Raw genomic sequence first — 19,917 nt, forward strand, 5'->3', positions numbered from 1 at the left:
CTTCGCGCTTCATGCATCCCGGCTCACGCGAACTTCGAATGCAGGCATCCAACGACTTCCATCAACGAAAGGCTCACATGCAAATCAAGGATTCCGTGGTCTTCATCACCGGCGCCAACCGCGGCCTCGGGCTCGCCTTTGCGAAGGCGGCATTGGCGGCGGGCGCGCGCAAGGTCTATGGCGCGGCGCGCGACCCGAAGAGCATCACGCTGCCCGGCGTGACGCCGGTGGCGCTCGACGTGACGCAGCCCGCGCAGGCCGAAGCGGCCGCGCGCGCCTGCGGCGACGTCACGCTGCTGATCAACAACGCAGGCATCTCGCGCGGCTCCAGCTTCCTCGGTTCGCCCGATGCGGTGGCAGCCGCGCGCGCCGAGTTCGAAACCAACTTCTTCGGCCCCTGGACGCTGGCGCAGGCTTTCGCGCCCGTGCTCGCGGCCAACGGCGGTGGCGGCGTGATCAACGTGCTGTCGGCGCTGAGCTGGACCACCTTCCCCAGTGTGGCGACTTACAGCGCGACGAAATCGGCGGCATGGTCGCTGAGCAACGGCCTGCGCAACGAACTGGCTGCACAGGGCACGCAGGTCACGAGCCTGCATGTGGGCTACATGGACACCGACATGGCCGCGCACGCGGAAGGCGACAAGGCCTCACCGGATGACGTGGCGCGCCAGGCGCTGGCGGGCGTGGAGGCGGGGCAGCCCGAGGTGCTGGCGGACGAGGTCTCGCGGCAGCTCAAGCAGGGCCTGTCGAGTCCGACGCCGCCCTATGCCGGCTCGCCGCGGGCAGCCTGAACCGATGCCCGAATGGAGCACCCGGGCGCGCGGCCCGGGCCTTCGTCAATAGCGGTAGGGGTTGTTGGGCCGGCGGTCGTAGCGGTTGGGTACGCCGTCGCCGTCGTTGTCCCTGCGGCCATAGCGCGGGCGGTCGTCCCAGCGGCGGCCGTAGTGGCGATCCGGACCGCGGTAGTAGCCGGGGCCGTAATAGTGGCGCGGCGGGGGCGGCGGCGCGTAATAGTGGCGGGGCGGTGGTGGCGGTGCGGGCACGACATACACCTGCGCCTGGATGAAGCGCCCGCCCGTCTGGGCCTGGGCCGGAATGCTGAGTGTGGCCAGCGACAACAAGGCCGCAGCGCCGATTGCGAAACTAAGCTTTTTCACTTGATCCCCCGGTTGTGGTTGGAAGCCTCATCCTCGCGCCTGCGTGTGAAGTTGTTGTAAGGCTGAAGCGAAATCGGATGAAGAGCTGTAAGCCCGTGCGCGCCGGACGCGGCATGGTCAAGACACAATTGTGAATGGCTTTGCACCGCGGAACATGTCCCGCGGACAGGCCATTGGCCGTATCGGCCGGATGCTCAGCCGCGCGGGGCGGGCAGCATGCGCCGCAGGGCTTCGAAGAACAGGTCCGACTGCTCGCGCTCGCCCTGGATCTGCGCCGCCACATGCGCGGCCAGCTTCGCGTCGACCGGCACGAGCGGACGGCCGGTCGATTGCGCGATCACCTGGTGCAGGCAGGCGCGCTCCAGGTAGTAGAGGTCGTCGTAGGCATGGGCAATGGTGCCGCCTGCCACGATCACACCGTGGTTCGCGAGAAAGGCCACGTCCTTGCCGGCCATTGCGCGGGCGATGCGTTCGCCCTCGGCGTCGTCGAGCGCGAGGCCGTTGTATTCGGCGTCGATGGCGATGCGGTTCATGTAGCGCATCGCGTTCTGGCTGGCGGTCGGGTCGAGCGCGCGGTCGGCCGTGATCGTGAGCGCGGTGGCGTACGGCATGTGGCAGTGCATCACGACCGCATGGCCCGTGAGCCGGTGCACCGCGCCATGGATGAAGAGGGCGGTGGGCTCCACGCGGTGGCGGCCCGCGAGCACCTCGCCGTGCACGTCGATCAGCACGATGTCGTCGGGGCCGATCTCGCTCCAGTGCAGCCCGCGGGGGTTGATGAGGTAGCGGTCCTGCGCGCCCGGCAGCATCACGCTGAAGTGGTTGCAGACGCCTTCGGACAACCCGTGGTGGGCGGCGGCGCGCAAGGCCAGGGCGAGGTCTTCGCGCAGCTTGCTGACGGCGGGGCTGGCGTAGGCGGCATCGGCGGACATCGAGGGGGCTCCTTGTTCTTGGGTTGCGTCCTGGATCAGGCCTGGATCAATCCCGTCCAGGCCGCGATGAATTTCTTCGCATCGTCGCACACCGCCGCGGCCTCCTTGCCGGGCTTGTAGAGCGCGGAGCCGATACCGAACCCTGCAGCCCCGCCCGCACGCCATTCGGCCATGTTCGCGGGCGTGATGCCGCCCACGGGCATCACGGGCGTGCCGGCCGGCAGCACGGCCAGCAGCGCTTTCACCACGGCGGGCGAGGCCAGTTCGGCCGGGAACAGCTTGAGCCCCGTGGCGCCGGCCGCGAGCGCGCCGAAGGCCTCGGTTGGCGTCATGACGCCCGGCAGGCACACCATGCCGAGCCGTGCGGCCTCGGCGATGACCTCGGCGTTGAAGTTGGGCGAGACGATCAGCTCGCCGCCGGCCGCGTGCACCTCGCGCACCTGCTGCGCGCCGAGCACCGTGCCGGCGCCGACCAGCGCGTGCGGAAAGCGCTTGCGCATCAGCGCAATGCTTTCCAGAGGATGCGGCGAATTGAGCGGCACCTCGAGCAGCCGGAAGCCGGGTCCGGCGATGGCGTCGCCGATGTCGGCGGCCTCGGCGGGCGTGAGACCGCGCAGGATCGCCACCAGGGGCAGCTCGCGCATCGCGGCATGGAATTTTTCGAAGGGCGTGGTCATGTGGGGGTTCTGTCGGTGTCGAGAAAACCGGACAGCGCGTGCAGTCCGGCCCAGGTGGCTTCGGCGCCCAGCGTGCGTGTGGCGACGCCGGTGGCGCGCAGGGCCAGTGCATAGCGCTGGGTGAGGGCGGACGAGCCGATGAGGATCACCTCGCCGGCGGCCTGCAGCGACTGCGTGCGCAGTTCCTCACCGATCAGCAGGCCCGAGAGATAGCTCGACAGTTCCTGCTTCGGCATGCGCTCGAACAGCGCCAGCGTGCGCGTGCCGAAGGCGTTGTGCAGCAGGCCGTGGCCGTTTTCCGAGCAGGTCACGCCTTCGAGGAAAGAGGCCTCGTCGAGCGGTGCCGACGCGTCGAGCATGCGCGCCAGGATCGAATGCTGGCTCAGCAGCGCGTAGAACTCGCCCGTCATGTAGGTGCGGAAGCCCGCGACGCGGCCCTTCTTGACCGTGACCCATTTGTTGTGCGTACCGGGCAGCACGAAGACGCCGTCGTCCAGGCCGGTGATCGACATCGCACCGAAGATCTGCACCTCTTCGCCGCGCATTACGTCGGGCACGCCGTCGTGCTCGTCGTTCAGGCCCGGCACGATCGCGATGCTGGCACCGGGGATGGCGTCGACGTCGATGATCCTGCGGCCCACCTCGACGCGGCCGGCGGGGCAGGCACAGTACGGTGCTTCCACCCAGCCCTGCTTGCTGCCGGCCATGCCGGAGATCAGGCAGCGCGCGCCCTCGAGGCGCATCCAGTCGCCGAACAGTGACTCGAAGACGGCGGGAAAGCCACCTTCGGGCACCGCGAGGATGCCTCGCGCATCGCTGCGTTCTTCCTGTACCTTGCCTTGGGCGTCCAGCAAGGCACCGCGCAGCGAGCTTGTGCCCCAGTCGATGGCTATCAGTCGTGTCATGTCTGTCGCCTGCGTTTTGAGGATTTGTGTCGGGGTGCGTGCACAAGCCACCGGGTGCTCCCCTCCGCGAATGTCCCTCGTCGGCGTGATCGCGCCCCGAACCCTCAGCCCTCGGTCCTAGTGATTGTCGCGCGGCACGAAAGCCCCACGGCGACCACGCAGAAAGCCCAGGTCGGCCCCCTGGTCAGCCTGCAGCACCGTGTCGACGTAGAGCTTCCAGTACCCCGAGTCCAGCGGCGCCTTGGGAGCGACCCATTTCTCGCGGCGCTTCGCCAGCTCTTCGTCGCTCACATGCAGATGCAATTTGCGGTTCGGCACGTCGAGCTCGACGATGTCGCCGTCCTGCACCAGCGCCAGCGGGCCGCCGGCTGCGGCTTCGGGTGCGGTGTGCAGCACCACGGTGCCGTAGGCCGTGCCGCTCATGCGCGCATCGCTGATGCGGACCATGTCGGTGATGCCCTTGCGCAGCACCTTCGGCGGCAGCGGCATGTTGCCGGCCTCGGCCATGCCGGGGTAGCCCTTGGGGCCGCAGTTCTTCAGCACCATGATGCAGTGCTCGTCGATGTCGAGGTTCTCGTCGTCGATGCGCTTGTGCAGGTCTTCGGCGCTTTCGAACACCACCGCGCGGCCCTTGTGCACCAGCAGTTCGGGCGTGGCCGCGCTGGGCTTGATGATGGCGCCGTTGGGCGCGAGGTTGCCGCGCAGCACGCAGATGCCGGCCTTCTCCTTGAAGGGCTCGGCCAGCGTGCGAATGACCTGCGGGCCGTAGTTCTCGGCGTCCTTCACGTTCTCCCACACGCTCTGGCCGGTGACGGTGAGGATGTCCTTGTGCAGGTGGTCGGCGATCTCCTTGATGACCACCGGCAGGCCGCCCGCGTAGCAGAAGTCTTCCATCAGGAACTGGCCCGAAGGCTGCAGGTTCACGAGGCAGGGCAGCTCGGAGGCGAGGCGGTCGAAGTCGTCGAGCGTGAGGTCCACGCCGATGCGCCCCGCGATGGCCAGCAGGTGGATCACGAGGTTGGTCGATCCGCCGATGGCCGCGTTCACCTTGATGGCGTTCTCGATCGCCTGGCGCGTGAGGATCTTCGACATGTTCATGTCCTCGTGCACCATGTCGACGATGCGCCGGCCCGCCTGGCGCGCGAGCACGTTGCGGCGGCCGTCCACGGCGGGGTAGGCCGCGTTGCCCGGCAGCCCGATGCCCAGCGACTCGACCATGCTCGCCATGGTGCTGGCGGTACCCATCGTCATGCAGTGGCCGTGGCTGCGGTGCATGCAGCTCTCGGCCTCGAAGAATTCCTGCAGCTTGAGCGTGCCGGCGCGCACCTGCTCGCTCATCTGCCATACGCCGGTGCCCGAGCCCAGCTCCTGGCCGCGCCACTTGCCCGAGAGCATCGGGCCGCCCGACACGCCGATGGTCGGCAGGTCGACGCTGGCCGCGCCCATCATCAGTGCGGGCGTGGTCTTGTCGCAGCCCATGAGCAGCACCACGCCGTCGAGCGGATTGCCACGGATGCTTTCTTCGACGTCCATGCTCGCGAGGTTGCGGTACAGCATGGCGGTCGGGCGCAGCAGCGTCTCGCCGAGCGACATCACGGGGAACTCGAGTGGGAAGCCGCCCGCTTCGTACACACCGATCTTCACTTGCTCGGCCAGCGTGCGGAAGTGCGAGTTGCAGGGCGTGAGTTCGCTGAAGGTGTTGCAGATGCCGATGACCGGGCGGCCGTCGAACTGGTCGTGCGGCAGGCCCTTGCCCTTCATCCAGCTGCGGTAGATGAAGCCGTCGCGGTCGTTGCGGCCGAACCATTGCTGGCTGCGAAGTTCACCGGGTTTTTTCTTGGGAGCGGTGCTCATGGAGTGTCTCTCTTTGTTGTCGAAATAAGAGGCAGAACTCTCAGGGTTTGTCCTGCCGATCCGGGCTTTCAATCATCATATGATAAGCGCGACCAGCACACCGGACCCTTGGTGTTTTCGAGCGTCGAGATACCGAATTTCGCATCACACATGATCAAGAACATCCACGGTCGCACGCTCGAGCTGCTCGGTGAAGCCGTGGTGTCGGGACGCTATGCGATCGGTGCGTCGATCCCCTCCGAGCCCGTGCTCGGCGAGGAACTCGGCGTGAGCCGGACCGTGGTGCGCGAGGCCATCAAGTCGCTGGCGGCCAAGGGCCTGATCGTCACGGGGCCGAAGGTCGGCACGCGCGTGCTGCCCCAGGACAAGTGGAACTGGTTCGACCCCGATGTCATCACCTGGCAGGCGCGCGCGGGGCTCACGCCCGAGTTCCTGCGCGACCTGCAGGACCTGCGTCGCGTCGTGGAGCCGGCGGCCGTCAGGCTCGCGGCCGAGCGGGCCACGGCCAAGGACATCGCGGAAATAGAAACGGCCTTCGCCGGCATGAAGGAGGCGGTGGAAAACGGCGGCGACTACGTCACCTTCGACCTGCGCTTCCATAACGGCCTGCTGAGTGCCGCCGGCAACCGCATGCTGGCGCAGATGAGCAAGGTGCTCAGCGCACTGCTGCGCACCAGCTTCGAGATATCGACCGCCAAGCCCGACGGGCCTGCGCTTTCGCTGCCGCTGCATCGCGCGGTGATCGACGCGGTGATCGCGCACGACCCGAGCGGGGCCGAGCGCGCGATCATCCGCCTCATCGACGGCGCGCGCCAGGACATCGAGGACGTGCTGGGCTCTCGCCGGCGATTGCCGCGCCTGAGCAGGCCGCCGCCCAGGCTCAAGGCCAGCTAGCAGCATCTGCGCCGTCTACGCGTTTGTCCGCAGTTCGCATCCGGTTCTTTCACCCTACGCTCGCGCCCCGAGCAAATTCCACCCAAGAAGAGAAGGAGACATCAACCATGAAACTCGTCAAGTCGCTCATCGCGCCGACGCTGGTCGCGCTGGGCCTGCTGTCGGCAGGCCACGCTGCCGCGCAGGAAAAACTCACCGTCTGGTGGGTCAAGGGCTTCTACAAGGCGGAGGACGATGCGCTGTTCGCCGCCATCAAGAAGTTCGAGGAGAAGAACAAGAACGTCAAGATCGAACTGTCGCAGTACCCGATCCAGGACATGATCCCCAAGACCGTGTCCGCGCTCGACTCGGGCAGCCCGCCCGACGTGGCCTACGCCGACGTGTACGACTTCCAGGTCACGGGCAAGTGGGCCTTCGACGGCAAGCTCGAGGACATCAGCAGCGTGCTCACGCCCATGAAGGACCGCTTCGCGCCCAACACGATCGAGACCACCTACCTCTACAACGACCAGACCAAGAGCAAGGCCTACTACGCCTTCCCGATCAAGCAGCAGACGATGCACATCGAGTACTGGCGCGACATGCTGGCGGAGGCGGGCTTCAAGGAGTCGGACATCCCGACGACCTGGAAGGAGTACTGGACGTTCTGGTGCGAGAAGGCGCAGACCGCCAGCCGCCAGAAGAGCGGCAAGCGCACCTTCGGCATCGGCATGCCAATGGGCGTGGATTCGAGCGACTCGTTCTATTCATTCCTGACCTTCATGGACGCCTACAACGTCAAGCTGGTGGACGACAACGGCAAGCTGCTGGTCGACGACCCGAAGGTGCGCACCGGCCTGATCGGCGCGCTGACCGACTACACCACGCCCTACACCAAGGGCTGCACGCCGCCGTCGTCGACAAGCTGGAAGGACCCGGACAACAACGTCGCGTTCCACAACAAGACGACGCTGATGACGCACAACGCGACCATCTCCATCGCCGCCAAGTGGCTCGACGATTCGGACAACGCCTCGCTCACGCCCGAGCAGCGCGAGGAAGCGCGCAAGAACTACACCGAGCGCATCCGCACCGCGGGTTTCCCGAGCAAGCCTGACGGCAGCAAGATGGTGTACCGCACCGCCGTGAAGACCGGCGTGGTGTTCAAGGACGCGAAGAACAAGGCGCGCGCCAAGGAGTTCGTCGCCTTCCTGATGCAGGAAGAGAACCTGACGCCGTACGTCGAAGGCTCGCTGGGCCGCTGGTTCCCGGTCACCAAGGCCGCGCAGCAGCGCGACTTCTGGAAGGCCGACCCGCACCGCCTCTCGGTCTACAACCAGTACGCCGCCGGCACCGTGACCTTCGAGTTCACCAAGAACTACAAGTTCACCGTGCTGAACAACGAGAACGTCTGGGCCAAGGCCATGAGCCGCGTCGTCACCGACAAGGTGCCGGTGGACAAGGCCGTGGACGAGATGATCGCGCGCATCAAGACGGTGGCGGCGCAGTAAGCGGCGCACACGCGACACCCGCAACCACCAGCAGCTGCATGCCATGAGCGCCACAGCCACCGCCGCCGCGTCGACCCCGACGCCTGTCGTCAATCCCGGAGCGCGGCATGCGCGCTGGCAGTTCTGGGGCGCGGTCATGGTCGTGCCCTACCTGCTGGTGTTCGTGGTGTTCGTGCTGTACCCGGTGGGCTATGGCCTCTGGCTCGCCCGCCATCCGCAAAGCTACGTGAAGCTGGTCGAAGACCCGATCTTCTTCCGCTCGGTGATCAACACGGCCATCTTCCTGATCGTGGCGATCAACCTCAAGATGCTCGTGGCACTGGTGCTCTCCGGCTTCTTCGTGACATCGCGCTGGTGGATCAAGATCGTCTCGGCGATCTTCATCCTGCCCTGGGCGATGCCGTCGATCCCGACCATCCTGTCGATCCGCTTCATGCTGAACCCCGAGTGGGGCGTGATCAACAGCACCATCTTCCGCCTGACCGGCGCCGATGGACCCAACTGGCTCAACGACCCCGCGCTGGCATTGGCCTTCGCGATGGTGGTGCACGTGTGGAAGTCGCTGCCGTTCTGGACGCTGATCCTGGTGGCGGGGCGGCTGGCCATTCCATCCGAACAATATGAGGCGGCCTCCGTCGACGGCGCCTCGTCGTGGCAGAAGTTCCGCTTCGTGAGCTGGCCGGCACTGAAGACGCTCTACATCACCTCCCTCATCCTCTCGATGATCTGGACGCTGGGCGACTTCAACAGCGTCTACCTGCTGACCGGCGGCGGCCCTGCCGACCTGACGCATGTGCTCGCCACGCTGGGCATCCGCTACCTGCGCCTCGACCAGGTCGACCTGTCGATGGCATCCATCGTGGTGGCCTTGCCGCTCGTGCTGCCCCTCGTGTACTTCATGATGAAGAGGCTCTCGAAATGAAGCGCTGGACTCCGAAAGCCGTGCTCACCGAAGCCCGGCTCCTGCTCATCGGCATACCTGTGCTGCTGTGGACGCTGATCCCGGTCTACCACATGGTGCTGTTCGCGATCTCGTCGAAGGACTCAGCGACCTCGGGCCACCTGTGGCCCAAGAACCCGACGCTGGACAACTTCCGCATCGTGTTCCAGCAGAAGCATTTCTACCTCGACCACTTCTGGCTGCAGCTGTGGAACTCGCTGCTGATCGCGCTGTCGGTGGGCGTGCTCACGCTGTTCGTGGCAACCACGGCCGCATTCGCCATCAGCCGGCTGCGTGTGCGCGGCGGGCGCACGGTGATGAACCTGGCGCTGTTCACGTACTTCATCCCGGCGGCGTTCCTGGCCGTGCCGATGTACAAGACCATGGGCAACTACGGGCTGCTCAACAGCCAGTGGGCGTTGATCCTGGCGATGGTGACCATCGCTTCGCCGTACTGCATCTGGGTGCTGAAGCAGGCGTCGGACAAACTGCCCTACGAGCTCGACGAGGCCGCGCGCATGGACGGCGCCTCGCCGCTGCAGTTGTTCCGCCTGGTGTACTTGCCGCTGATGGTGCCGTCGCTGGTGGCGGTGGGCACCTATTCGCTGCTGCTGGCATGGAACGAATACCTCTACGCCTTCCTGCTGCTGTCGAACGACAGGAGCGTGACCCTTGCCGTCGCGCTCGGCAACTTCCTCTCGGCGGACGATTCGCCATGGGAGCTGCTGATGGCCACCGGCCTCATCTATGCGTTGCCGCCTGCGGCCATCTACTACGCATTCAAACGCTACATGGTCGGTGGTCTTACTGCCGGCGCCGTCAAGAGCTGAGCGAATCCAGGAATCACAAATGGCATCCGTAACCTTTCGCAATATCCAGAAATCCTTCGGCAAGGTCCAGATCATCAAGGGCCTGGGCTTCGACATCACCGACGGCGAATTCGTCGTGCTGGTCGGCCCTTCGGGCTGCGGCAAGTCGACGCTGCTGCGCATGCTCGCGGGCCTGGAAGACATCAGCGGCGGCGAGATCGTCATCGACGGCCGCGTGGTCAACGACCTCGAGTCGAAGGACCGCGACATCGCCATGGTGTTCCAGAGCTACGCGCTCTATCCGCACATGACGGTGGGCGAGAACATGGGCTTCAGCCTGCGGCTGCGCAACGCCGAGAAATCGGTGACCGACGAGCGCGTGGCGCGGGCCGCGAAGATACTCAACCTCGACGCATTGCTGGGCCGCTATCCGCGCGAGCTCTCGGGCGGCCAGCGCCAGCGCGTGGCCATGGGCCGCGCCATCGTGCGCGACCCGAAGGTGTTCCTGTTCGACGAGCCGCTGTCCAACCTCGACGCCAAGCTGCGCGTGGCGATGCGCGCCGAGATCAAGGCGCTGCACCAGCGCCTGAAGACCACCACCGTCTACGTGACGCACGACCAGATCGAGGCCATGACCATGGCCGACCGCATCGTGGTGATGCACGACGGCATCATCGAGCAGATCGGCACGCCGCTGGAGCTGTACGACCGGCCCGACAACCTGTTCGTCGCGCAGTTCATCGGCTCGCCGTCGATGAACGTCATCGAAGGCACGGTGCGGCGCGCGGGCGGCGACTGCTGGGTCGAATCGCAAGGCGCGCGCTGGCCGGTGCCGGCCGGCACCTCGGCCCCCGACGGCCAGCCGGTGCACTACGGCATCCGGCCCGGCGACATGACGCTCGGCGGCGGCCCGCACAGCGTCGAAGCCAAGGTGATCGTGGTCGAACCCACCGGCGCGGAGACCGAACTGCTGGTGCAGGTCGGCGAAGAAAAGCTGGTGCTGGCGGTGCATGGCCGCGTCGATGCCGGACCTGACGAAACGGTGCGGCTGGCCATCGAGGCCGAGAACGTGCACCTGTTCGACCGGCAGACCGGCCGGCGCATGGGCTGATCCTCAGGCCGTGCGCAGCCGCAGCAAGGCGCGCACGAAGCCGTGGTCGGAGCGCGAGCGGTCGCGCCCTTCGTGCAGGTGGTCGTTGAAATAGTCGACCCGCCGCACGTCGCCCAGGCTGTGCCGGCTGGTGGCGACGAACTCCTCGCTCACGAAGATCTGGTCGAGCACGTCCGGAAAGCCCTGGTGGATGTGCGAATACGCCACGTCCTTCTTGAGTGCCGATTCACCCTGCATCTCGTAGGCGTTGAACAGGGCCACGTCGCGCGCGGCCTTGTCGTAGGCCACTTCGGAGGTGGCAGCCACGAGCTGCGTCGTCACGCTGTGCGGGTTGTCGTTGAAGTCGCCCATCACCACGAGCGGCACGTTCGTGTCCTGCAGCAGGTCGATCACAATGCAGCGCAGGGCCGCGGCTTCCGCGCCGCGCATCAGCAGCGAGCGCAGCGACGCCATCACGCCCACCTTGCGGTCGTCCCGGTCTTCGAGCGGGTTGCCTTGGGCGTCCTGCAGGAACTTCGGGCGCTTGGACTTCAGGTGCACCGTGAGCACATGCACCTGCTGGCCGTGCTTCATGCGCACCGTGGCGAGAAGGGGGGGCCGCTCGAAGCGCGTGTGGGGGCCCAGGCCCGGCACCTCGACGCCGAAGCCCGGAGGGAAGTCGACGAAGGAGCGAAGCTCGTCCACCTTCAGCCGCGTCGCGATGCCCACGCGCGGCGTGCCCTGCGCGCCGGTGTGTGGTGGCGTGTTCTCGGCACCCGGCACCGAGACGAAGTCGTAGCGCAGGCCGCTGCGCGCGATGCAGGCCTTGAGCGCCGACTCGTCCCACACCTCCTGCACCGCCAGCACGTCGGCGTTGAGTGCATGGAAGCGCTCGCCGATCCAGTCGATCTTTCGTTCGTACTCGCGCTCGGTGTAGGCGTCCTGGTTCTCGTAGTACACGCGGTTCGGTGCCGCGAGATTGAGGAGGTTGCAGGTGGCTACGAAGAGGGTGGCGTAGTTGGGTGGGATGTATTGCATGGCGGCGATGATTGTGGCTCGGGTCACCGTTGCCTATCGAAACCTTGCCTGCCACACGCGCTGACGACCTCAAAAGAAAAAGGGCACCGAGTGCCCTTTCTTCATCTTCCGGGTAGGTGTTCTACCCGCGGCGAGTCTCAGCGACCGAACGAACGGCCACCACCGCCGCCGCCCGAGCGGCCACCGCCACCATAGCCGCCGCCGCCCGAGCGGCCACCGCCGCCCGAACGGTTGCCGCCGTAGCCGCCACCACCACCGCCGCCGCCCGGGCGACCGCGACCACGTCCGCCACCCATGTGGTCGACGCTCGTGCGCAACGGATCCGGCTGGCCGGCGCCGCCTGCGACCGCTTCGGCGCGCAGGTGCGCAACCTGGTTGGCCTGGGTCGGGCTATGGCTGTTGCCGTGATGGCGCGGCTGGCGCTCGTCATGCGGCTGATGGGCCTGTTGCTGATGCGGCGCATGGTGCGGCGCGCGTGCCGGACCTTGCGGGCCACGGCCCTGCGGTGCGCGAGCACCCTGGCCGCGCGGGCCTTGCCCCTGGCCTTGGCCGCCACCGTTGGCGTTGCGGCCCTGGCCGCCACCACCGCGGCGTTGACCGCCGCCATTGCCGCCGCCACCACCGCCAGCGCGCTCGCCGCCGCCCTGGCCGGCCTTGTTCTCGCGGATGCGCTGCAGCATCTCGGTGCGGGCAGCCTTGGCGGCCGCCTGCATCACGTCGCGGCTCGGCGGACGGCCGGCGCCGCCCCAGATCGTCTGGCGACCCATGGCGATCGGCTCGGCGCGTTCGCCGTCTTCAGGGCCGAAGCCTTCGACGATCTGCACCGGAATCGTCTGCTTGGTGAAGCGTTCGATTTCCTGCATGAAGCCCTCTTCGTCCAGGCACACGAAGCTCACGGCCTCGCCGCTCGAACCGGCGCGGCCGGTGCGGCCGATGCGGTGCACGTAGTCTTCGCTGACGTTCGGAATCTCGTAGTTCACGACGTGCGGCAGTTCATCGATGTCGATGCCGCGCGCCGCGATGTCGGTGGCCACCAGCGCTCGGATGTCGCCGGTCTTGAAGCCGGCCAGCGCTTGCGTGCGGGCGCTCTGGCTCTTGTTGCCGTGCAGCGCCATCGCCTCGATGCCGTTCTTGGTGAGGAATTCGGCCACGCTGTTGGCGCCGAACTTGGTGCGCGTGAACACGAGCACCTGGCTCCACTTGTTCTCGTTGATGATGTGCGCGAGCAGCGCCTTCTTCTTGCCGCGGCCCACGGGGTGGATCACCTGGGTGATGCGCTGCACGGTGGTGTTGCGCGGCGTGACCTGGATGCTTTGCGGGTTCTTCAGCAGCGTGGCCGCGAGGTCGCGGATCTCGTCGCTGAAGGTGGCCGAGAACAGCAGGCTCTGCTTTTCCTTGGGCACCAGGGCCAGGATCTTCTTCACGTCGTGGATGAAGCCCATGTCGAGCATGCGGTCGGCTTCGTCCAGGATCAGCATCTGGACCTGGCTCAGGTCGAGCATGCCTTGCTGCTGCAGGTCGAGCAGGCGGCCGGGGGTGGCCACGAGGATGTCGACACCCTTCTTGAGCTTGCTGATCTGCGGGTTCATGCCGACGCCGCCGAAGATCACGGTCGAGTCGAGCTGCAGGTACTTGCCGTAGGTGCGCACCGACTCTTCGACCTGGGCCGCGAGTTCGCGCGTGGGGGTCAGCACGAGGGCGCGGATGCCGGTACCGCCGAACTTGTTGGTGGCGCTGCGGCTCATGCTGAGCTTGTGCAGCATCGGCAGCGTGAAGGCGGCCGTCTTGCCGGTGCCGGTCTGGGCGCCGCCCAGCAGGTCGTGGCCTTCGAGAACCGCGGGAATGGCTTGCGCCTGGATGGGGGTGGGGGTGTCGTAGCCGTGCTCGTGCACAGCCTTCAAGATGGCGGGGGCCAGCTTCAGTTCGTCAAAATTCATTGGAAACAATAAGCGCCATACACGGCGCAGTGGCATCGGCCCGCCAGGCGTCTTGTTGACGCCGAGCCAGTCAAGGCAGATGAAGGTCAGGGGTGGGAGCCGGAAAGTCCGCCCTCGCAAAAGGGTTGAAATGGAGCTTTCTTCGTCCCCGGCAGAGAGCCGGTGTTGCGGGCAACTGGACCCGGCAACGGTGGCTATTGTCGCATGAGTCGATAATCGGTGGTTTGCCGCGCCTGAATGCTTCCCGAGGGCTTCTTTCTGGCGACCGCGCTTTCCCCCCGAATCTTTGTACCCAAGGTAACTATTCCCAGATGGCTCAATACGTCTATTCGATGAACCGTGTCAGCAAGACCGTGCCGCCCAAGCGGCAGCTCTTGAAAGACATTTCGCTCTCTTTCTTCCCCGGCGCCAAGATCGGCGTGCTCGGCCTGAACGGCTCGGGCAAGTCCACGCTGCTCAAGATCATGGCGGGTGTGGACAAGGAGTTCGAGGGCGAGGCGCTGCCCATGCCGGGGATGACGATCGGCTATCTGGAGCAGGAACCCAAGCTCAACACCGAGCACACGGTGCGTGAGTCGGTCGAAGAGTCCATGGGCGCGGTGTTTGCGGCCAAGGCGCGCCTCGAAGAGGTGTACATCGCCTATGGTGCCGAAGACGCCGACTTCGACGCGCTGGCGGCTGAGCAGGCCCAGCTCGAAGCCATCATCGCCACCGCCGGCACCGATTCCGAGCATCAGCTGGAAATCGCCGCCGATGCCCTGCGCCTTCCGCCGTGGGACGCGAAGATCGGCCTGCTGTCTGGCGGCGAAAAGCGCCGCGTGGCGCTGTGCCGCCTCCTGCTGTCCAAGCCCGACATGCTGCTGCTCGACGAGCCGACCAACCACCTGGATGCCGAATCGGTGGAGTGGCTCGAAGTGTTCCTGCAGCGCTTCTCGGGCACCGTGGTGGCCATCACGCACGATCGCTACTTCCTGGACAACGCGGCCGAGTGGATCCTGGAAATGGACCGCGGTCGCGGCATCCCCTGGAAGGGCAACTACAGCACCTGGCTCGAGCAGAAGGGCGAGCGCCTCGCGCAGGAGCAGAAGAGCGAGGAAGCCCACGCCAAGGCGCTGAAGAAGGAACTGGAGTGGTCGCGCCAGAACCCGAAGGCACGCCAGGCCAAGAGCAAATCCCGCCTGGCCCGCTTCGAAGAGCTGAGCGACATGGAATACCAGAAGCGCAACGAGACGCAGGAAATCTTCATTCCTGTGGCCGAGCGGCTGGGTCAGCAGGTGTTCGAGTTCCACGGCGTCAGCAAGTCCTTCGGCGACCGCATGCTGATCGACAACCTGAGCTTCACCGTGCCGCCGGGCGCGATCGTCGGCATCATCGGCCCGAACGGCGCCGGCAAGTCGACGCTCTTCAAGCTGCTCGCGGGCAAGGAAAAGCCCGATTCGGGCGAGGTCGTCATCGGCCAGACCGTGAAGATGGCCTTCGTCGACCAGCACCGCGACGAGCTGGCCAACCAGAAGACCGTGTGGGAAGACATCTCGAACGGCCTGGACATCATCAACGTCGGCAAGTTCCAGATGGCGAGCCGCGCGTATGCGGGCCGCTTCAACTTCAACGGGGCCGATCAGCAGAAGAAGGTCGGTACGCTGTCGGGCGGTGAACGCGGCCGCCTGCACCTGGCCAAGACGCTGATCGCCGGCGGCAACGTGCTGCTGCTGGACGAACCGTCGAACGACCTCGACGTGGAAACGCTGCGCGCGCTCGAAGACGCGCTGCTCGAGTTCGCCGGCACCGTCATGGTGATCAGCCATGACCGCTGGTTCCTCGACCGCATCGCCACCCACATCCTGGCCGCCGAAGGCGACAGCCAGTGGACTTTCTTCGACGGCAACTACCAGGAGTACGAAGCCGACAAGAAGAAGCGCCTGGGCGAAGAAGGCGCAAAGCCCAAGCGCATGCGCTACAAGGCCTTGAAATAGGGCTCGCCCCCAGGCTGCGCGCACTTCGTGTCGCTTCGCCTACCCCCTGCCGGGGGCAACACCTGAGGCCCGGCAAAGCCGGTTCCTCGGTGTTCCTGGATTTGCTCCCTCCCCCGCTGGGGGAGGGTTGGGGCGGGGGCACGACGGCCTGCGAGAAACCCCTCAGTTCGTTTCGGCAAGAGCGCGCGGTTCCGCAAGGGACTGCGCGCTTTTTTCATCGTCGGCCGCGAACACCTCGCGCGCCGCAAACAGGCCGTTGAGCGCCGCCGGGAAGCCCGCGTACACCGCCATCTGCATGATGACCTCGACAACCTCGGTGCGCGTCGCGCCGACGTTCAGCGCACCCTGGATGTGCACCTTCAGCTGCGGCGTCGCATTGCCCATGGCTGTGAGCGCAGCCACGGTCGCGATCTCGCGGGCGCGCAGGTCGAGACCGGGGCGCGAGTAGATGTCGCCGAACGGAAACTCGATCACCAGGCGGGCGAAGTCGGGCGCGATGCCGGCCAGGCTATCGACCACATTGACGCCGCCTTCACCGTCGATCTCGTGGAGCTTGGCCAGGCCGCGCGTGTAGCGCAGGTTGTCGTTGTGGCCCTGGTTCTGTGTATTCGTCATTGCTCGTCTTTCCTTCCGGGGCGGTGCCCGATGAAGGAGGACGCTTCTTCGTCTTCTCGACCGCGCGGTAGTGGTCGATCTTGAGCGACAGCGCCTGCATGGATTGCTGCAGCGCCGCCACCCGGGCCTGAACTTCGGCAAGGTGCTGTTCGAGCATCTCGCGCCGTTCGCCGACGCTGGCGTCCCCCTGGTTTCGAAGCCTGACGAAGGCCTGCATGCCCTGGATGGACATGCCGGTCTCGCGCAGGCGCAACAGGAAATCCAGCAAGTCCATGTCGGCGCTCGCATAGCGCCGCTGACCGCCCGGTGCACGCGGCACCGCGGCAATCAGCCCGATGCGTTCGTAGTAGCGCAGCGTGTAGGCCGTGAGGCCGGTTCGCTGCGCGACTTCCGCGATGGTCAGGCTGGTTTCCATGGCGTTGATTCTCGAAGTTAGAGCGCGCTCCAAGTCAAGCGCTTTGACGAACTATTTTTGCGCAGTGTGCAGGTCGGCATCGAGCCAGCCGCGCAGGCTGTTCACGAAAGCAAGGGCCTGCACGCGTGGCAGATCGTTCACCCGCACGACGGCTTCGGCAAGCTGGCCGCTGCGCAGCCGGTTGGCGCGGCCGACGCCGTTCAGCAGGCCGCAGTGCAAGGGCGGCGTGACCCAGCGGCCGTCGAGCAGCAGGGCAATGTTGCCGCGCGTGCATTCGGTGATCTCGCCATCGCGGTTCCACAGGAGCGTGTCGAACACGCCCGCGGCGGTGGGCGCGAAGGCCTCGTAGTGGGCGCGGCGGGTGGTCTTGAAGCGGGTGAAGTCGCTGTCGGCCTCGTCGAACGCGCGCGTGGCCAGTTGCAGTTGCACGCGCGCGGGTGGCGCCTCCATCGCAAAGGCTTCGGCGCGCGGCGCGCCTTGCGCGTCGAGCAGCAGGCGCACGCGCCACATACCGGTGGCATGCCGTGCCTTGAGTCGATCGAGGCATGCAGTGACGGGCGCTTCGCTCCACGCGCGGCCGAAATGCGCTGCCGCGGCCGCCATGCGCGCAATGTGTGCGGGCGCATCGCGCAGCTCGCCGCCAACCAGTGCAAGGGTTTCGAGCAGCTCGAACGGCGGGTTCGCCGCCTGGCCCAGGAAGGCCCGCTTGTGGCGCCATTCCTCCCATTCGGCGTCCGCCCGCGCATCGGCCGTGATGCCGCTGCCGATGCCGCAGCGCGCCTCGGTGCCGCGCAGCGTCACGGTGCGGATCGGTACATTGAAGGTCGCATGGCCGCCGGGCTGCACCACGCCGACCGCGCCGCAGTACACGCCGCGCGCCTCGGGCTCCAGCTCGCGGATCGACCGCATCGCGCTGACCTTGGGCGCGCCGGTGATCGAGCCGCACGGGAACAGCGCCCCGAACACGTCGGCCAGCGTGATGCCCTCGCGCAGGAGCGCCTCGACATCCGACGTCATCTGCCACACCGTCGGCAGAGCCTCGGTATGGAAGAGCCGCGGCACGCGCACCGAGAAGGGCTGCGCCACGCGCGACAGGTCGTTGCGGATCAGGTCCACGATCATCACGTTCTCGGCCCGCTCCTTCGGCACGGTGCGCAGCCGCCGTGCCAGCGCTGCGTCCTCGGCCGGTGTCGCGCCGCGCGGGGCCGTGCCCTTCATGGGGCGCGCCAGGATGCGGTCGCCGTGCCAGTCGAAGAAGAGTTCGGGTGACACCGACAGCACCTGTTCTTCGCCGGTGTCGATGAAGGCGCTGTAGCCGCCGGGCTGCGCCTGCCGCAGCGCGAGGAACCAGTCGAGCGCATCGCCGTGGAATTCGGCATTCAACGCGGCGGTGTAGTTGAGCTGGTAGAGCTCGCCGTCCGCAATTGCGCGGTGGATGGCCTGCATGCGCTGGTCGAAGGACTCGCGCGAGAGGCTGCCTTGCCATTCGACCGGCGGCATTGCGGGCGAATCTTCCGGCCAGGGCAGCACTTCGTCATGCACGCCGAACCATGCCAGCGGGCCGTCGGCTTCGTGCACGGCCAACGCAGGATCGAACGCCACAGCCGTCTCGTAGCGCAGGTACCCCACGCACCAGCGCCCCTCGCGCGCCAGCGCCTCGACAGCCTCCAGCACCGGCCGTACGTCGCCGGCAGTCCGCGCCACCAGCACGCGCGACGGCGCGCCGAAGGCCAGGCGCAGCCGGCTCGCACCGTCGCCGTGCGGCTGCGCAAAATCGATCAGCGTGCGCAAGGCCGGAAGCAGGGCTCCATCAGCCGGCATCGTTCGCCGCGGCCGTCGGTGCGGTAGCGCCTTGCGACGTCCTGGCCAGCACCCGCTTGCGCACCGCATAGATGTTGTTGCGCAGTGCGTAGAGCTCGTCGGCATACGACAGCGGCACCGCCACCTTGTTGACCGTGCGGTCGAGCTGGTCGAGGTCGTCCAGCAGCGTTTTCTGCTCGCCCTGTTTCGCATCGACCTTGGCCTCGATGTCGCGCAGCCGTGCATACCAGCGGAACACGCGCCGCCGCACGCGGAACTGGTACAGCGGCGGCACCACGCGGCTCAGCGGCAGCATCAGCACCAGCAGGCCGCCCAGCACCAGCCACATGCGCTCGACCAGGTTGCTGGCCCAGAACGGCAGGTAGCGCTGCCAGGCCGGCGGCGTGCCGTTGATGGCGCGGTCGCCCTCGGGGCTCACCGGCAGTTCGCTGGTGCGGGTGTTGGGAAAGTCGCGCGCCCGGTTGAACCAGCCGGCGCCGCCGTGGATCGACTGCGCCGCCTGCGCGAACAGCTGGCGCAGGGCGGGGTGCGTTTCCTCGCGCGACAGCAGCGAGGTGGTGGCCGCGAGCAGCGACACGTCGTGCGGCGGCAGGTCTTTCGACAGGTCGACCACGCCGCGCGGCAGCGTCACTGCCGAGAGGAACGGAAAGCGCCGCGAGTAGGCATCGGCCTGGCCGAAGTCCATGAGCTTGATGTCGTCCGAGCGCAGCAGCCGCTGCACCTGCGGCGACTGCGGCGCCGAAGACAGCACGATGGCATCGAGCAGCCCGGCCTGCAGCGCTTCGGCCGCCGCCGCCTGCTCGAGGTTCGACAGCAGCAGGTCGTCCGGGCCCAGATGGTTGGCCTTGAGCATCCGCTCCATGATGTCGGGCAGGCCGCTGCCCGGCAGGTCGACGTTCACGCGCAGGCCGCGCAGTTGCGTGAGCGATGTCAGCGTGCCGGTCTTGCGGTCGATCTTCTGCGCCGAGTCGGCGCGGTAGAACAGCCAGATCGGCTCGTAGAACAGGCTGCCGAGCGAGGTCAGGCCGGCTTCTTCGTCGGCCACCGGGTCGGCGCTGCCGCCGCGCACGAAGCCTACGTCGGCGCCGCCGGTGCGCAGCAGCTGCAGGTTCTCGGTGGAGCCCGACGTGGGCTTGAGCTCCACCTCGATGCCGGCGCGCTTGAGCGCTTCCGCGTAGTGCTTGCCGAACTGTGCATAGGCGCTGCCCGTGGGGCCGGTGGCGAGCGTGACGTGCTTGGGCGGCTGTGGCTGCAGCCACCAGTAGGCGGCGATCAGCAGGCCGATCACGATGAACACGATCGGCCCGGCCGAGGCGATCAGGTCGCGGATCGACAGCAGGATCAGTTTCAAGGTTCTGGGAAACGCCATG

At 66.9% G+C, this 19,917-nt stretch carries 18 protein-coding genes; 7 read left to right on the forward strand and 11 right to left on the reverse strand.

Annotation, left to right across the window (positions count from 1 at the left end; all coding sequences use genetic code 11):
• Positions 1-77: 77 nt before the first annotated feature.
• Positions 78-791 (forward strand): SDR family oxidoreductase, encoded by a 714-nt coding sequence (locus tag ACCD11_RS12545; protein ID WP_413314095.1) that lies wholly within the window; start codon positions 78-80, stop codon positions 789-791.
• A gap of 45 nt (positions 792-836) precedes the next feature.
• On the opposite strand, the gene ACCD11_RS12550 is transcribed toward ACCD11_RS12545, so the two are convergent.
• The 5 genes from ACCD11_RS12550 to ACCD11_RS12570 form a co-directional block, all read right to left on the reverse strand.
• Positions 837-1,157, reverse strand: coding sequence for a hypothetical protein (locus tag ACCD11_RS12550; protein ID WP_007829519.1), 321 nt, complete (start codon positions 1,155-1,157; stop codon positions 837-839).
• Positions 1,158-1,351: 194 nt separating this feature from the next.
• Entirely contained in the window at positions 1,352-2,125 is a 774-nt protein-coding gene (locus ACCD11_RS12555; RefSeq protein WP_413314149.1) for an aldolase, read from the reverse strand.
• Positions 2,125-2,766 carry a 2-dehydro-3-deoxy-6-phosphogalactonate aldolase gene (locus ACCD11_RS12560; protein WP_413314096.1) on the reverse strand — a complete coding sequence of 214 codons (642 nt, stop codon included), beginning with the start codon at positions 2,764-2,766 and terminating at the stop codon, positions 2,125-2,127. Before ACCD11_RS12560 ends, ACCD11_RS12555 begins: the two co-directional genes overlap by 1 nt.
• Positions 2,763-3,671 carry a 2-dehydro-3-deoxygalactonokinase gene (locus ACCD11_RS12565; protein WP_007829522.1) on the reverse strand — a complete coding sequence of 303 codons (909 nt, stop codon included), beginning with the start codon at positions 3,669-3,671 and terminating at the stop codon, positions 2,763-2,765. The genes ACCD11_RS12560 and ACCD11_RS12565 overlap by 4 nt, the downstream gene beginning before the upstream one ends.
• 117 nt (positions 3,672-3,788) lie before the next feature.
• Entirely contained in the window at positions 3,789-5,525 is a 1,737-nt protein-coding gene (locus tag ACCD11_RS12570) for an IlvD/Edd family dehydratase (RefSeq protein WP_007829523.1), read from the reverse strand.
• Positions 5,526-5,675: 150 nt separating this feature from the next.
• Between ACCD11_RS12570 and ACCD11_RS12575 the strand changes: the two genes are divergently transcribed.
• The 5 genes from ACCD11_RS12575 to ACCD11_RS12595 all read left to right on the forward strand — a co-directional run bounded on the left by ACCD11_RS12575 (position 5,676) and on the right by ACCD11_RS12595 (position 10,769).
• Entirely contained in the window at positions 5,676-6,419 is a 744-nt protein-coding gene (locus ACCD11_RS12575) for a FadR/GntR family transcriptional regulator (RefSeq protein ID WP_007829524.1), read from the forward strand.
• Between the two features lie 107 nt (positions 6,420-6,526).
• Positions 6,527-7,909, forward strand: a complete 1,383-nt coding sequence (locus ACCD11_RS12580) for an ABC transporter substrate-binding protein (protein ID WP_007829525.1) — start codon at positions 6,527-6,529, stop codon at positions 7,907-7,909.
• A gap of 43 nt (positions 7,910-7,952) precedes the next feature.
• On the forward strand, positions 7,953-8,831 hold the full coding sequence (locus tag ACCD11_RS12585) for a carbohydrate ABC transporter permease (RefSeq protein WP_413314097.1): 879 nt from the start codon (positions 7,953-7,955) through the stop codon (positions 8,829-8,831).
• Entirely contained in the window at positions 8,828-9,679 is an 852-nt protein-coding gene (locus ACCD11_RS12590; protein ID WP_007829528.1) for a carbohydrate ABC transporter permease, read from the forward strand. The genes ACCD11_RS12585 and ACCD11_RS12590 overlap by 4 nt, the downstream gene beginning before the upstream one ends.
• A 19-nt stretch (positions 9,680-9,698) precedes the next feature.
• Positions 9,699-10,769, forward strand: coding sequence for an ABC transporter ATP-binding protein (locus ACCD11_RS12595; protein ID WP_413314099.1), 1,071 nt, complete (start codon positions 9,699-9,701; stop codon positions 10,767-10,769).
• A gap of 3 nt (positions 10,770-10,772) precedes the next feature.
• On the opposite strand, the gene ACCD11_RS12600 is transcribed toward ACCD11_RS12595, so the two are convergent.
• The gene (locus tag ACCD11_RS12600; protein WP_413314100.1) at positions 10,773-11,786 is read right to left on the reverse strand and encodes an endonuclease/exonuclease/phosphatase family protein; all 1,014 of its coding nucleotides are present in this window, start codon (positions 11,784-11,786) and stop codon (positions 10,773-10,775) included.
• Positions 11,787-11,923: 137 nt separating this feature from the next.
• The gene (locus ACCD11_RS12605; RefSeq protein ID WP_413314101.1) at positions 11,924-13,723 is read right to left on the reverse strand and encodes a DEAD/DEAH box helicase; all 1,800 of its coding nucleotides are present in this window, start codon (positions 13,721-13,723) and stop codon (positions 11,924-11,926) included.
• A 311-nt stretch (positions 13,724-14,034) separates the two neighbouring features.
• Between ACCD11_RS12605 and ettA the strand changes: the two genes are divergently transcribed.
• Complete coding sequence (ettA, locus tag ACCD11_RS12610) at positions 14,035-15,696, forward strand: energy-dependent translational throttle protein EttA (RefSeq protein WP_007829535.1); 1,662 nt, start codon at positions 14,035-14,037, stop codon at positions 15,694-15,696.
• Between the two features lie 162 nt (positions 15,697-15,858).
• On the opposite strand, the gene ACCD11_RS12615 is transcribed toward ettA, so the two are convergent.
• The 4 genes from ACCD11_RS12615 to ACCD11_RS12630 are packed head-to-tail and all read right to left on the reverse strand — an operon-like array spanning position 15,859 to position 19,916.
• On the reverse strand, positions 15,859-16,311 hold the full coding sequence (locus tag ACCD11_RS12615; RefSeq protein WP_413314102.1) for a carboxymuconolactone decarboxylase family protein: 453 nt from the start codon (positions 16,309-16,311) through the stop codon (positions 15,859-15,861).
• The gene (locus tag ACCD11_RS12620) at positions 16,229-16,726 is read right to left on the reverse strand and encodes a MerR family transcriptional regulator (RefSeq protein WP_413314103.1); all 498 of its coding nucleotides are present in this window, start codon (positions 16,724-16,726) and stop codon (positions 16,229-16,231) included. The genes ACCD11_RS12615 and ACCD11_RS12620 overlap by 83 nt, the downstream gene beginning before the upstream one ends.
• Positions 16,727-16,777: 51 nt before the next feature.
• Positions 16,778-18,547, reverse strand: coding sequence for an aminodeoxychorismate synthase component I (gene pabB, locus ACCD11_RS12625; RefSeq protein ID WP_413314105.1), 1,770 nt, complete (start codon positions 18,545-18,547; stop codon positions 16,778-16,780).
• On the reverse strand, positions 18,537-19,916 hold the full coding sequence (locus ACCD11_RS12630) for a TAXI family TRAP transporter solute-binding subunit (RefSeq protein ID WP_413314106.1): 1,380 nt from the start codon (positions 19,914-19,916) through the stop codon (positions 18,537-18,539). The genes pabB and ACCD11_RS12630 overlap by 11 nt, the downstream gene beginning before the upstream one ends.
• Position 19,917 lies beyond the last annotated feature (1 nt).

The sequence above is a fragment of the Variovorax sp. Varisp36 genome, assembly GCF_047304235.1.
Lineage (GTDB): Bacteria > Pseudomonadota > Gammaproteobacteria > Burkholderiales > Burkholderiaceae_C > Variovorax.

Coding starts and splice junctions, on each gene's coding strand:
- ACCD11_RS12620 (WP_413314103.1), bottom strand. CDS start 16,726: ATGGAAACCAGCCTGACCATCGCGGAAGTCGCGCAGCGAACCGGCCTC.
- ACCD11_RS12565 (WP_007829522.1), bottom strand. CDS start 3,671: ATGACACGACTGATAGCCATCGACTGGGGCACAAGCTCGCTGCGCGGT.
- ACCD11_RS12560 (WP_413314096.1), bottom strand. CDS start 2,766: ATGACCACGCCCTTCGAAAAATTCCATGCCGCGATGCGCGAGCTGCCC.
- ACCD11_RS12595 (WP_413314099.1), top strand. CDS start 9,699: ATGGCATCCGTAACCTTTCGCAATATCCAGAAATCCTTCGGCAAGGTC.
- ACCD11_RS12570 (WP_007829523.1), bottom strand. CDS start 5,525: ATGAGCACCGCTCCCAAGAAAAAACCCGGTGAACTTCGCAGCCAGCAA.
- ACCD11_RS12630 (WP_413314106.1), bottom strand. CDS start 19,916: ATGGCGTTTCCCAGAACCTTGAAACTGATCCTGCTGTCGATCCGCGAC.
- ACCD11_RS12575 (WP_007829524.1), top strand. CDS start 5,676: ATGATCAAGAACATCCACGGTCGCACGCTCGAGCTGCTCGGTGAAGCC.
- ACCD11_RS12600 (WP_413314100.1), bottom strand. CDS start 11,786: ATGCAATACATCCCACCCAACTACGCCACCCTCTTCGTAGCCACCTGC.
- ACCD11_RS12545 (WP_413314095.1), top strand. CDS start 78: ATGCAAATCAAGGATTCCGTGGTCTTCATCACCGGCGCCAACCGCGGC.
- ettA (WP_007829535.1), top strand. CDS start 14,035: ATGGCTCAATACGTCTATTCGATGAACCGTGTCAGCAAGACCGTGCCG.
- ACCD11_RS12605 (WP_413314101.1), bottom strand. CDS start 13,723: ATGAATTTTGACGAACTGAAGCTGGCCCCCGCCATCTTGAAGGCTGTG.
- ACCD11_RS12615 (WP_413314102.1), bottom strand. CDS start 16,311: ATGACGAATACACAGAACCAGGGCCACAACGACAACCTGCGCTACACG.
- pabB (WP_413314105.1), bottom strand. CDS start 18,547: ATGCCGGCTGATGGAGCCCTGCTTCCGGCCTTGCGCACGCTGATCGAT.
- ACCD11_RS12580 (WP_007829525.1), top strand. CDS start 6,527: ATGAAACTCGTCAAGTCGCTCATCGCGCCGACGCTGGTCGCGCTGGGC.
- ACCD11_RS12590 (WP_007829528.1), top strand. CDS start 8,828: ATGAAGCGCTGGACTCCGAAAGCCGTGCTCACCGAAGCCCGGCTCCTG.
- ACCD11_RS12585 (WP_413314097.1), top strand. CDS start 7,953: ATGAGCGCCACAGCCACCGCCGCCGCGTCGACCCCGACGCCTGTCGTC.